The organism is Nocardioides sp. TF02-7 (genome assembly GCF_022437945.1).
Lineage (GTDB): Bacteria > Actinomycetota > Actinomycetes > Propionibacteriales > Nocardioidaceae > Nocardioides.
Window position 1 is genome coordinate 4,615,616 of record NZ_CP092535.1, and the last position, 12,544, is coordinate 4,628,159.

The 12,544-nt window shown below is 68.8% G+C and carries 12 protein-coding genes and 1 pseudogene; 12 read left to right on the plus strand and 1 reads right to left on the minus strand.

What is annotated here, in order from left to right; genetic code table 11:
- The 4 genes from MF408_RS23990 (at position 1) to MF408_RS24005 (ending at position 5,177) form a co-directional block, all read left to right on the plus strand.
- Positions 1 to 810 carry an enoyl-CoA hydratase/isomerase family protein gene (locus tag MF408_RS23990; RefSeq protein WP_240249669.1) on the plus strand — a complete coding sequence of 270 codons (810 nt, stop codon included), beginning with the start codon at positions 1 to 3 and terminating at the stop codon, positions 808 to 810.
- Complete coding sequence (locus tag MF408_RS23995) at positions 807 to 1,562, plus strand: SDR family oxidoreductase (protein WP_240249670.1); 756 nt, start codon at positions 807 to 809, stop codon at positions 1,560 to 1,562. The genes MF408_RS23990 and MF408_RS23995 overlap by 4 nt, the downstream gene beginning before the upstream one ends.
- A gap of 96 nt (positions 1,563 to 1,658) precedes the next feature.
- The gene (locus MF408_RS24000) at positions 1,659 to 3,191 is read left to right on the plus strand and encodes an ABC transporter substrate-binding protein (RefSeq protein ID WP_240249671.1); all 1,533 of its coding nucleotides are present in this window, start codon (positions 1,659 to 1,661) and stop codon (positions 3,189 to 3,191) included.
- Between the two features lie 999 nt (positions 3,192 to 4,190).
- Positions 4,191 to 5,177 (plus strand): oligopeptide/dipeptide ABC transporter ATP-binding protein, encoded by a 987-nt coding sequence (locus MF408_RS24005; protein WP_240249672.1) that lies wholly within the window; start codon positions 4,191 to 4,193, stop codon positions 5,175 to 5,177.
- Here MF408_RS24005 and MF408_RS24010 read toward each other — a convergent pair.
- Positions 5,141 to 5,626, minus strand: a complete 486-nt coding sequence (locus MF408_RS24010; RefSeq protein ID WP_240252201.1) for a hypothetical protein — start codon at positions 5,624 to 5,626, stop codon at positions 5,141 to 5,143. The genes MF408_RS24005 and MF408_RS24010 overlap by 37 nt on opposite strands.
- Between MF408_RS24010 and MF408_RS24015 the strand changes: the two genes are divergently transcribed.
- The 8 genes and pseudogenes from MF408_RS24015 (at position 5,517) to MF408_RS24045 (ending at position 11,411) form a co-directional block, all read left to right on the plus strand.
- Positions 5,517 to 6,119, plus strand: a complete 603-nt coding sequence (locus MF408_RS24015) for an ABC transporter permease (protein ID WP_240249673.1) — start codon at positions 5,517 to 5,519, stop codon at positions 6,117 to 6,119. The two genes, MF408_RS24010 and MF408_RS24015, sit on opposite strands and share 110 nt — an antisense overlap.
- Complete coding sequence (locus MF408_RS24020; protein WP_240249674.1) at positions 6,119 to 6,964, plus strand: ABC transporter permease; 846 nt, start codon at positions 6,119 to 6,121, stop codon at positions 6,962 to 6,964. The genes MF408_RS24015 and MF408_RS24020 overlap by 1 nt, the downstream gene beginning before the upstream one ends.
- An 86-nt stretch (positions 6,965 to 7,050) precedes the next feature.
- Positions 7,051 to 8,361 carry an AMP-binding protein gene (locus tag MF408_RS24025; protein ID WP_240249675.1) on the plus strand — a complete coding sequence of 437 codons (1,311 nt, stop codon included), beginning with the start codon at positions 7,051 to 7,053 and terminating at the stop codon, positions 8,359 to 8,361.
- 10 nt (positions 8,362 to 8,371) lie between these two features.
- The gene (locus MF408_RS24030; protein ID WP_240249676.1) at positions 8,372 to 8,668 is read left to right on the plus strand and encodes a hypothetical protein; all 297 of its coding nucleotides are present in this window, start codon (positions 8,372 to 8,374) and stop codon (positions 8,666 to 8,668) included.
- Between the two features lie 68 nt (positions 8,669 to 8,736).
- A pseudogene (locus MF408_RS27530) lies at positions 8,737 to 9,261 on the plus strand (acyl-CoA dehydrogenase family protein); the annotation flags it as partial.
- A gap of 64 nt (positions 9,262 to 9,325) precedes the next feature.
- Positions 9,326 to 9,811: an acyl-CoA dehydrogenase family protein gene (locus MF408_RS27535; protein WP_345893811.1), complete on the plus strand. Its 486-nt coding sequence runs from the start codon at positions 9,326 to 9,328 to the stop codon at positions 9,809 to 9,811.
- 52 nt (positions 9,812 to 9,863) lie between these two features.
- Complete coding sequence (locus MF408_RS24040) at positions 9,864 to 10,610, plus strand: alpha/beta hydrolase (RefSeq protein WP_275693533.1); 747 nt, start codon at positions 9,864 to 9,866, stop codon at positions 10,608 to 10,610.
- Positions 10,611 to 10,961: 351 nt separating this feature from the next.
- On the plus strand, positions 10,962 to 11,411 hold the full coding sequence (locus MF408_RS24045; protein WP_240249677.1) for a hypothetical protein: 450 nt from the start codon (positions 10,962 to 10,964) through the stop codon (positions 11,409 to 11,411).
- Positions 11,412 to 12,544 lie beyond the last annotated feature (1,133 nt).

The window sequence follows — 12,544 nt, forward strand, 5'->3', positions numbered from 1 at the left end:
ATGCCCCAATGGACGGTCACGACTCAGGACGGCGTCGCCGAGCTCGTCCTCAGCAACCCGCCGCGCAACTTCTTGACCTTCGACGGACTCGCCGAGCTGGGCACCCTGCTCAGCGAGCTCTCCGAGGACGCCGCGGTGTCGGTGGTCGTGCTGCGAAGCGCCGTCGACGGCTACTTCGTGGCTCACGCCGACCTGGAAGAGCTCGCCCGGCTGTCGAGCGGACCCCTGCCGGAGGCTCGGTCCTGGTACGCGACGATGCGGCTCATCGAGACGATGCCCCAGCCGGTGATCGCGGCGATCGACGGTCAGGCTTGGGGCGGCGGGATCGAGCTGTCGTTGGCGTGCACGATGCGCTGGGCGAGCCGTCGTGCGCACTTCTCGTTCATCGAGACCGCGCTGGGGATCATCCCGGGCGCCGGCGGGACGCAGCGACTGAGCCGACTGATCGGTCGAGGACCGGCAACCGACCTGGTGATCACCGGCGCCAGGTTCGACGCGACCCGAGCATTCGAGCTGGGGATCGTGAGCCGGGTGTACGAGGACGGCGAGTTCGCGTCCGTCGTACGCACCGAGGCAGCCGCGGTGGCGAAGCTTCCGCGCACAGCACTCGTCGCAGCCAAGGCCGTCCTCCGCGACGGGATGGCGCTCCCGGTCTCCGACGCCCTACGGCTCGAAGGCAGCACCTTCGCCCAGCTGCTCGCAACCGACGAGTCGACCCGCCTCCAGGCAGCGGCACGGCAGCGCTACGCCGCCGCAGCGCCCGGCGAGCCCGTCCGCTTCGACGGCCTGGGTGAGGGCGGCGCGTCGTGAGCGGGGTCGCAGTCGTCACCGGCGCCAGCCGCGGCGTCGGCAGCGCGGTCGCTGCGGAGCTCGCGCGCCTCGGGTTCGACGTCGCGATCGGCTACTACTCCCGGGCAGCAGAGGGCGAGTCCGTGGCCGCGGACATCCGCGCCGCAGGGCGGAACGCGGTCGCCCTCCAGGTCGACGTCCGGTCGTCGGAGTCCTGCGCCGACTTCGTCTCTGCGGCCCGCGACCGACTGGGTCGAGTCCGTGCCGTCGTCTCGAACGCCACCGGTTTCGGAGCCGACACGCCCCTGTTGGGTCCTGCCCTCGACGTCCCTCTCGCGGTCTACCAGGAGATGTTCACCGCTCGGCTCGGAGCACTTCTCGGTCTCGTGGACGCGGCAGGAGCGGATCTGGACGACGGCGGGCGGGTGGTCTCGATCGCCAGCACGGGGACGCGACTTCATGTCCCCGGCTACGCCCCGATCGCGACCTCGATGGCAGCCGTCGAGGCCGCCACGCGGTACCTGGCCGTCGAGCTGGGCCGCCGCGGAGTCACTGTCAACGTCGTGAGCGGCGGCGTGATCGACACCGACGCCCTGGGTGACATCTCCGGTGATCCCGAACGCCTCAAGGCGGCCGTCGCACGGCGTACGCCTCTCGGCCGGGTCGGCCAGCCCGACGACCTCGCTGCCCTCGTCGGTTTCGTCTGCAGCGAGCACGGCCGCTGGGTGACCGGCCAGGTGGTCGTCGCCGACGGCGGACATCTCCTCGGGTGAAGGAGGTCACCCAATGAAGCCGGGTCCAGGCAGTTCGACAGCGACTCCCGTAGGTCTCAGCGGCGCACCAACGCGCCGAGAGGAAGGAAGAACGGCATGAACCTCAACAGACTGGCCAGACCAACGCGGTTGGCCGCGGTCGTCGTGGCGATCACTCTTGCGGTCTCTGCGTGCGGCGGCACCGATAGCGACTCGACGAAGTCCGGCGACAAGCGGCTCGAGGTGGCAGTGCCGGCCGACGCGTCGTCGCTCGACCCGATCCTCGGGAGTGCTGGCGGCGATCACGTCATGCTCTACCCGATCTACGAGACGCTGATCAGCTTCGACGCGGACATGACCCCGCAGCCGGGACTTGTCGAGGAGTGGCAGCAGGCGAGTCCGACCGAGCTGACGCTGACCCTGCGCGAGGGCCTCACGTTCCACGACGGCACCGCGCTGGACGCCGAGGCCGTGAAGTTCAACCTCGAGCGCGCCCGGGGCGAGGGGTCGAACGTGGCCGTGGACCTTGCCGCGGTGAAGACGATCCGCGTGGAGGACCCGCGCACCGTCACCCTCCTGCTCTCCGAGCCGGACGCGTCGCTCCTCATGGCTCTTTCCGACCGCGCCGGAATGATGGTCTCCCCGGCGGCCGTCGAGGCCAGCGACGGTGACGTGAGCAACAACCCTGTGGGTTCGGGCGGTTGGTCCTACGTGGAGTGGAACCGAGGCCAGTCGCTGCGAGTGGAGCGGTTCGAGGACTATTGGAACGCAGATGCTGCCCGGGTCCAGGAGATCCAGTTCAACGTGATCGCCGACCCGACCACCCGTGCCACTTCCCTGCGTTCGGGCCAGCAGCACATCGCGCTGAGCTACCCCGCAGCAGCGGCCTCCACGGCGGGAGACGACTCGGACCTCCAGCTGGAGCGGACTCCGCGCCTGTGGGTGGACCAGGTCTACTTCAACACCGCCGCGCCCGAGCTGAACGACCCACGGGTGCGCCGGGCACTGAACCTGGCGATCGACCGCGAGGCGATCGTCGAGAGCGCCTACTTCGAGCTGGGCAGTCCGGCCTCCAGCCTCTTCCCGTCCGACTACTGGGCCGCAGCGCCGGAGGACGTGGTCTACGACTTCGACCAGGACGAGGCGCGATCCCTCCTGGCCGAAGCCGGTGCCAGCGACCTGACCTTCGACATGCTTCTCAGCGCGGATGCCGGATCGGTCCGCATGGCGGAGATCATCCAGCAGCAGTGGGCCGACATCGGTGTGACCGTGGAGCTTCAGCCCCGCGAGGGTGTCCAAGCGGTCAACGCCTACTTCACGGACCATGCCGCCCCGGCACTGCTCTCCGCCTTCACCGGGCGCCCGGACCCGAAGATGGCCTACGACGTCGTGTTCTCCGAAGAGAGCTTCTACAACACGTCCGGTGAGCCCACGCCCGGCCTCGAGGCGGCACTGGAGCAGACCGACGAGTCGATCGAGATCCCGGACCGGGTCGGAGGATTCCAGGCGGCGGCGCGCGCGGTCTACGACCACTCCGCGTTCCTTCCGCTGTGCTTCCCGGACAACCTCATCGGCCTGAGCAGCGAGGTCAGCGGCTTCCAGGACAACCTCCTGGGCAAGCCCAAGTTCCTCGGCGTGACGCTGAGCTGAGCGGAGCGACACCATGGACGGGGCCCTGCTGAGGGTGCACGAGCTCGACATCTTCTTCGACCAGGGCGCGCACACGGTCCAAGCGCTCCATGGTGCCTCCTTCTCGATCGCAGCCGGTGAGATCGTCGGCCTGGTCGGCGAGAGCGGCAGCGGGAAGACGATCACCTCGCTGGCCTTGATGGGACTCCTGGATCCGCGCGTGTCGCGGATCCAGGGGTCGGCCATTCTCGACGGCGAACCGCTGTGGGACACACAGGGTCGCGTGAAGCCCCACAACGAAGTGCCGATGGCCATGGTCTTCCAGGAGCCCATGACCGCACTGGACCCGGTGTTCACCATCGGATACCAGCTGTCGGAAACGCTGCGCCACCGTCAGGGGGTTGCGAGGCGCTCCCGCTCGGACCAGGGCGCTCGAGCTGTTGGACCAGGTGGGCATCCCCGATCCTCGGGCCCGGATGCGCTCCTATCCGCACGAGCTGTCCGGAGGGATGCGTCAACGTGTCGTCATCGCCCTCGCACTGGCGTGTGCGCCGCGACTGCTCATCGCCGACGAACCGACGACAGCCGTCGACGTGACCATCCAGGCCCAGCTCCTCGAGCTCATCACGGGCCTGGCCGACGAGCATGACATGGGAGTCCTCTTCGTGACCCACGACCTCGGGGTCGTGGCGGAGACCTGTGACCGGATGATCACGATGTACGCCGGCAGGGTCGTCGAGTCCGGCCCGGTGCAGCAGGTGCTCGCGCGACCGGCCCACCCCCTATACCTCGGGTCTCTTGTCAGCCCTGCCCTCCACCAACCAGCGTCAGGACCGGCTCATCACGATTCCGGGCCGGGTCCCACCGCCCGGACGGGAAGTGCCGGGGTGTGTCTTCGCCGAGCGCTGCGCGTTCGCGGCGGAGGTGTGCCGCACGCCCCCCGGCCCTGTTGCCCGTCGGGGAGAGACGTCAGGCGCGATGTGTGCGGACTGCTGAGCTGCACCTGGAAGGAGCGTTCGGATGAACGCACTGATGGGATTCGACCACGTCTCCGTGACGTTCCCGGCCGGCCGCAGGCAACGCGTGTCAGCCGTCGACGACGTCACGTTCGACGTCCTGACCGGCGAGACGCTCGGGCTCATCGGCGAGAGCGGATCGGGCAAGACCACTCTGGCCCGCGCGATGCTCGGCCTCGTACCGATCAGTGCCGGCACCGTCTCCTGGCAGGGACGATCGACCGCCGGGTTCGACCGCGTGGGCCGCCGCGAGTTCACCCGGTCCGTCCAGATGGTCTTCCAAGACCCCCACAGCGCGCTCGACCCGCGGCGCACGATCCTGCAGAGCGTGCGGGAGCCGCTCGACGTCATGCGCCGCGGTGAACGGCGCGAGCGCGACGCACAGGCCATGGCCGCGCTCGACGACGTGGGCCTGTCGAGCCAGCTTGCCGAGCGGTACCCGCACCAGCTGAGCGGTGGTCAGAAGCAACGAGCCAACATCGCGCGCGCTCTCGTGACGCGGCCTCGGCTCCTCGTGTGCGACGAGTCCGTCGCAGCTCTGGACGTCGCGCTACAAGCCGAGATCCTGAACCTCCTGAAGGACCTGAAGGCCGAGCACGACCTGACCGTCGTGTTCATCAGCCACGATCTCGGCGTGGTGGGGCACCTCGCCGATCGGATCGCGGTGATGTACCTGGGTCGCCTCGCCGAGGTCGCTCCGACCGACGAGCTCTTCACGCGTCCCAGGCACCCCTACTCGGAGGCCTTGCTGTCGGCGCAGCCGGAGGTCCGCGGTGGGTCACGGACCCGCCGCATCATCCTGGAGGGCGACATCCCCAGTCCCCTGCGGCCGCCCTCCGGATGTCGCTTCCACACCCGGTGCGGCCACAGTGCGCCAGCCTGTAGGGAGATCCTGCCGGAGCTGAGGCCTGCAGGCGGTGACCGGGCGTCAGCCTGCCTGCGGATCGACGAGCTCTATCCCGGCGACGAGCGGTCGGCGGTGATCCGATGAAGCCTCTCCAGGCCGTGGCTACGCGCCTGGCGTGGACGGTTCCCACCCTGATCGTCGCGACCCTCATCGCCTTCCTGCTCCAGCACCTCATCCCCGGCGACCCGGCCGTCGCAATCGCGGGCGAGTACGCCAGCGACGAGAAGCTGGCGAGCATCCGTGCCGACCTCGGGCTCGACCGATCGGTGGCAGCGCAGTACCTGGACTGGGTGTCCGGCGTCGTCACGGGCGACCTCGGCACGTCCTACCGAACCGGCCAGCCCGTGGCCGAGCTCGTGCTCGACCGTCTGCCGGTCACCCTGATCCTGACGGTCCTGGCGCTGCTCATCGCCGTCATCGTCGGTGTCCCCCACCGGTGTCGGCGCGGCCCAGCGCCCCGGCGGGCGACTCGACCGGCTCCTCACGACTGCTGCGACCGCTGGTATCGCGATCCCGAACTTCTGGCTGGGCATGATGCTGATCGTCCTGTTCGCGGTACAGCTCGGGTGGTTTCCCGGTCCCGGCGGCGTGGACCTCGGCGAGGACCCGCTCGGCGCGCTGCACGCGCTCGTCCTCCCGGCCTTGGCGCTGGGCCTGGTCGGCGCCGCGGAGATCTGCCGACAGGTGCGGTCGGCGATGATCGAGAACCTGTCCGCGGACTACGTCAGGACCCATCGCGCGATGGGTCTGCCCCACAGGTCGATCGTGTGGCGCCACGCCCTCAAGAACTCGAGCCTGCCGGTAGCCACCATCACGGGCATCCAGGTGTCACATCTCGTGGGCGGCGCCGTCGTGGTGGAGGCGGTCTTCGGGATCTCAGGCCTCGGCTCCCTGGTCGTCGAGGCGACCAACCAGCGGGACTACGTGGTGATCCAGGCGGTCGTGCTCCTCACCGCACTGATCGTGCTCGCGACCAACTTGATCGTCGACATCTCCTACCGTCTGCTCGATCCGAGGATCACCTGATGTCCGTCACCTTGAGTCGTGCGGTCCGCACCACCCCGCGGCGTCCCGCAGTCGTGTGGTTCAGCTACGCCGTCCTCGCCGTCGTCGCGGTCGTCGTCCTGCTCGCCGACCTGCTGGCCCCGCACGCCCCGAACGAGCAGAACCTCACGGCGATCCTCCAGTCGCCGAGCTGGCAGCATCCACTCGGCACCGACGACCTGGGCAGGGACGTCCTGAGCCGGATGATCCACGGCACGCGGGTCTCGATCCTCGCTGCTGCCTGGGCGGTCGGCATCGCCGTCGTCGTCGGCTTCCCTCTGGGGGTCCTGACCGGATATGTCCGCGGCGTCACCGACGCTGCCGTGATGCGGGTGCTGGACGCACTGATGGCGTTCCCGGCGCTCGTCCTCGCCATCGGCATCACGGCCATGCTCGGGCCGGACATCATGACTGCCATGACAGCGGTGGGCGTGGTGCTCACACCGGTCATCGTGCGATTGGCACGCGCTCAGACGATGGCCATCACGCAGCAGACCTACATCGAGGCGGCACGGTCGTTCGGCGCCCGGGGAGCACGGCGGATGATCATCCCCCACGTGGTGCCCAACGTCGTGCAGCCGATCGTCGCCCAGGTCGCCGTGCTCGCCGGGTTCGCACTCATCGCGGAGGCGAGCCTGAGCTTCGTCCAGCTCGGCGTCCAACCCCCGACAGCGTCTTGGGGCACGGTGCTCGCTCGCTCCTACACGTTCCTCGAGCTCGCTCCGTGGAGCACCGTCGTCCCGGGCGCCGCGATCGCCCTGACCGTCTTCTCCCTCAATATCCTCGGCGAGGAGATCCAACGGATGCTCGACCCCCGACGCCGATAGCGATCAAGTGCCGACCCCCTGTCCCAGAACTCCGGCCACGTCGTCGCCACGCGCCAAGCAATCCCATCGAGAGGAACGGAACCCCGATGCCAACTCGTCGAACCGCAGCGGACCAGGTCGTCCTGCCACACGTCCTGCGGCGCCGCGCCGCCGAGCACCCGGATCGAGTCTTCGTCGTCTTCGAGGACGGCACCCGCTGGACCTACTCCGAGACGCTGAGGCAGGCCGAGTCCGCGGCCGCCGGCCTCGTGGACCTGGGAGTGGGTCCCGGTGATCACGTGGTGTCGTGGCTCCCGACCGGGCCGGACGCCCTCCGCGTGTGGTTCGGGACGAACCTCGCCGGCGCCGTGCTCGTACCGCTCAACAGCGCCTACCGCGGCGGTCTGCTGGAGCACTCGCTGGCGTTGTCCACCGCAGCCGTGGCCGTGGTGCACGCCGACCTCGCACCCCGCCTCAACGAGGTCGACCGGGCACGGTTGACCGACGTGGTCGTGATCGGCGGCGGTGACGTCAGCGTCGACGGCGTGCGCCAGCACCCCGAGCACGTGCTGAAGCAGCGACCGGCGGAGGCGCTACCCACTGTCTCGATGCATCCCTGGGACCCCTACGCGGTCGTGCTGACATCGGGAACCACGGGACCGTCGAAGGGCGTGATCTGCTCGTACGCACAGCTCACGGCCTGCGCCACGGCTGCCTTTGAGGGGAACTTCGGCGCGGACGACCGATACCTCGTCACCCTGCCCCTCTTCCATGCGGGTGGGACCATCGGTGTCAACGCGGCGCTCGTGCTGGGCGGCAGCATCGTGCTGACGTCGGGATTCCGAACGGCCGACTTCTGGGACCTGGTGCGCTCCACGAAGCCGACCCACGTCACGCTTCTCGGGGTCATGGCCACCTTCCTCTCCAAACAGGTGCCGTCGCCTCTCGACCGCGACCACTCGCTGCGTCGGGTCTTCATGATCCCGATGTCGGACGCGTCCGCGTTCTCCGACCGGTTCGGCGTCGACGTGGTCGCCATGTACAACATGACGGAGGTCTCCATCCCGATCGTCTCCGGGCCGAACCCTCTCGTCGACGGCACGTCAGGGCGCGTCCGACCGGGCATCGAGGCGCGACTGGTCGACGACCACGACTACGACGTGCCCGACGGCGAGGTGGGTGAGCTCGTGTTGCGCTCCGCCGAGCCGTGGACGATCACCTCCGGCTACCTCGGACGTCCCGACGCCACTGCGGCTGCCTGGCGGAACGGCTGGTTCCACACCGGCGATGCCTTCCGGCGGGTCGACGGCGAGTACTTCTTCGTCGACCGGATGGGTGACACCATCCGTCGGCGGGGGCGAGAACATCTCCTCCTACGAGGTCGAACTCGAGCTGATCGCCCACCCCAGCGTCGCTGAGGTCGCGGTCGTGGCGACTCCTAGCCCCGAGGGCGAGGACGAGGTGCTCGCGATCGTGGCCCCCGCTCCGGGCCACACGATCGATGTCGGCGAGCTCATCGAGTTCGTCCGGCCCCGCATGGCGCACTTCATGGTGCCCAGATACGTCCGAGTGCTCGACGAGCTCCCGAAGACGCCGACCAGCAAGATCCAGAAGACCGTCTTGCGAACGGCAGGGATCACCTCGGACACGGTGGATCGCGAGGCCCTCGGGATCGTCGTCAAGCGCGAGCGGATCGGCGCGCCGTCGCCGAGGCCCGAGTCGTGAAGCGGGACGTGTACGACGCGGAGCACGAAGCGTTCCGCGGCTCGGTCCGGGCGTTCCTCGAACGGTCGGTGATCCCTCACGTCGACAAGTACGCCGAGCAGCGCGCAATGCCGCGCGACTTCTGGCTGGAGGCAGGCGCCAACGGCTTCCTCGGACTCGAGATCGCGGAGGAGTACGGCGGGTTGGGCGCCCGGGACTACAGGTTCAACGCGGTCATGACCGAAGAGCTCAGCAAGGTCAACGCTGCGCTCGCATCGTGCTGGGGAATCCACGCGGACGTCACGGTGCCCTACATCGCAGACCTCGGGACGAGCGAGCAGAAGCAGCGCTGGCTGCCGAAGGCGGCCTCGGGAGAGATCCTGCTGGCGATCGGCATGACGGAGCCTTCTGGCGGCTCAGACCTCGCTGCCTTGAAGACGACCGCGGTCCGCGACGGCCGCGAGTGGGTCATCAACGGATCGAAGACCTTCATCACCAACGGATCGTCTGCCGACCTGGTCCTGACCGCTGTCCGCACGAGCCCGGAGAAGAAGGCCCGCGGCATCACCCTGTTCGCCATCCCGACGGACGTTTCCGGCTTCCAGCGGGGGCGCAAGCTCGACAAGGTGGGGCAGGACGAGTCCGACACCGCCGAGCTCTTCTTCGAGGACGTTCGCCTTGGAGACGACCACGTCATCGGGGGAGGTGGACAGCGGGTTCGTCTACATGATGGAGAGGCTCCCGCAAGAGCGCCTCGTCTGCGCGATCGCGAACGTCGCGCACGCCAAGCAGATCCTCGAGGAGACGCTGGACTACGCCAGGAGCCGGATGGCGTTCGGGCAGCCGATCGGTCGGTTCCAGCACTCGAAGTTCCTTCTCGCCGAGCTGGTCACGAAGATCGAGGTGACCGAGGCCTTCGTCGACCGGTGCGTCGTGGCGCACAGCGAAGGTCGACTGACTGCAGTCGACGCGGCCAAGGCGAAGTGGTGGACCAGCGAGGTCCAGAACGCCGTGCTCGACCACTGCGTGCAGCTCCACGGCGGCTACGGATTCATGAACGAGTACCGCGTGGCCCGTGCCTGGCGAGACGCACGCGTCACGAAGATCTGGGCCGGCTCGAACGAGATCATGAAAGAGCTCATCGGGCGCGAGCTCGGGCTCTAGGGATGAGGACATGAGCGAGCTGCGCGTCGATGGCGGCGTACTCCGCTACTGGATGTGCGGTGACGGTCCGCCCGTCCTGCTCACGCACGGTGCGGGTGCAGACCACCGGATGTTCACCGGTCAGGCAGCGGCGTTGGCCGAGGCCGGCTATCGAGCCATCACCTGGGACATGCGAGGCCACGGCCTGTCACGACCGAGCGTGACCGAGTTCACCGCTGCCCGAGCGATCGCCGACATGTCCGCACTGCTGGAGCACGTCGATGCCGAGCGTCCGGTGCTGGTCGGGCAGTCGCTCGGCGGGAACCTTGCGCAGACGTTCACGAGACTCCACCCCGACAGCGTCCGCGCCCTCGTCATCATCGGGTCCGCCTGGAACGCTGGCCCGCTGACGTCGACGGAGCGACGCCTGCTCGCCCTCGCTTCGGTCGTCTTCCGGACGATCCCCTATCGGGCGATGCGGGTGTTGATGGTGCGTTCCTCCGCGACGACGGCTGCAGCTCGGGAGGACCTCGAGCGCGCGTTCGGCAGCCTCAGCAAGCGTGAGTTCGTCGCAGCGTGGACGGCCGCAGTCGAATCGCTCAGCCCCGATCCGGAGTACCGCACCCCCGTGCCCCTGTGCCTGATCCGCGGCGACCAGGACCGCACCGGGAACATCGCCACGTCCATGCCCAAGTGGGCGGCGCACGAGGCGGTCGAGGAGAACGTCATCGCCAACGCCGGACACGTCGCGAACCAGGACGACCCCAGCGCGGTCAACGCCGTGATCCTCCGGTTCCTCGAGCAGTTGCAAGCCCTCTGATGGGCAGTGATCCGCACTCAGGGTCATCGCGCCTGTCGCGTGGTCACCGGAGCGCACAAAGGCGGCGATCGAAAAGATGTGAGCGTACCGAGTGCACCCCATCAGCCTCCGTGAGCGGCGTTTCCGCAGGTCAGCGCACTGATGCCCTCGGTACTACGACATCTGAACCAGAGCCCGCAAGGGCCTCTCACCTGCACAGACGCGCGGCCCCGCGGAGGATTCCCCCCAGGTTTCCCGGCGGGGCCGCTGCGCGTGCACCCGCGCACCGGCGACATCCCACGGCGTCCACCCCACCCCGGGCAATCCGCATTGGCTCAAGCTCGACGTCCGGTCGGTGCGTCGTCCTTTGACGTGGTGGCGAGAGATCGGCTTGGCACCGCTGAGGTCGAAGCCCTCACCGCGGTCGTTCGTGCGCTGGCACCCGAGACCGATCTGGCCTATATGCGACGCGCGGCCCGCGCGCCTGTCTTCCCCTACGCTCACGGCATCCCGCCGCTGACACCCCACGACAACGACACGCTGTACTGGAAACGACCGTCGCTGCGTTCCGGCAAGGTGCTGGACGCCTACGGCGTGCAGGTGCTCACCGACGAGCACCTGCAGCGGGCGACCGACCTGTCGCGATGGCGGTCGGAGTCTTTGGGCGACGACCGCCACCTCATTGCGCATCCGCAGCTCGACCGGTGGTTCGCGGCACCGGAGCCGGACCCGGATCTGTTGCAACGCGCACGCGCCGACCTTGGACCACTGATCGTCACGGATGACGACATCTTGCAGGCGATCCGCACCCGCGGGGTCTAGACCGGCGATGGAGCCCGAACCGGGCTACCGGGTCCGGCTCCGGGCTCAGGTCACGGTGGCCGATGTGCCGACGGGAGCGGGAGGGCGACATGGGCGCATACTGGCGGTGCCAGCTCGACACCACCGCAGCATCGATCCAGGCCGCGACACGAGGAGCTCATCGATGACTCGCCACCACCGTCCGGCTCGACGTCTCCTTGTCGGCACCGTGCTTGCCGTCGCACTGTCCTCCGCCTGCGGAACAACCGACCCCGAAGTCACCGCAGGCGACCCTGAGCCGGCATCTGTCGGCTCAGCGTCCGCGTCCTTCGACTGGCAGTGCTGGCCGTTGGACGGCCAGCCCGCCAGCAGCGGACCTGCGCAGCTGGGTGAGATCACCCAGGGTGTCCTGTGCGTCAGCGACCTCACCAACCCGACCCAGGATCCGGAGCCGGTGGAGCTCGACGCCGACCAGCTCGCAGTTCTCCAAGAGTCAGGGGGACAGCAGCGAGGCGCCGGACGAACCCTGCAGGAACCAGCAGCTGCTCGTCACCCTGTACGGAATCAACGACGCCGGGGAACCGGGCGACTACCGGCTGCCGCTGTGCGCAGCGGACGTCGTTGTGTGCGAAGACAGTGGGACGACCTGCGGGGACAACGGGAGGCACGGCTGGGTACTGACCGAGAACGCTCGCACCATGGTGGAGAAGCTGCTCACCGACGCCGGTTACCAGCTCTGACCCTGCCGTCCCTACCCACTCCGTCGCCGGGCGGTACGTCGGCCGCACCTAGAAGCGCCGCAGCGCGGTTCTGACTTGGCGCTCGCTGCGACACCGGTTCGCACGCACGTGCACCGCGTAGAGCTCGACCTCACCGGCACGAGGGCCCCGCCACACGCCGGGGCCCTCGTCGCATCCTCGGCTGCGCCGACGACCGACGTTCGGATGCGCTGCACCGGCACCTGATGCCGGCGCAGCGCGCGCTAGGCGGCTGGTGGCGCCGAGCGGCTGGCGATGGCACCTGCTGGACAGGCGAGCGCACGGCGGAGGGGGCTGGGGCGTCGGCTGGGATGGGTGAGCACGAGGCCCGCGGCTCGGCAAGTGCAGACCCGCGCAAGCACCGAGAGTGACTAGATTCTCGATCAAGTGATCATT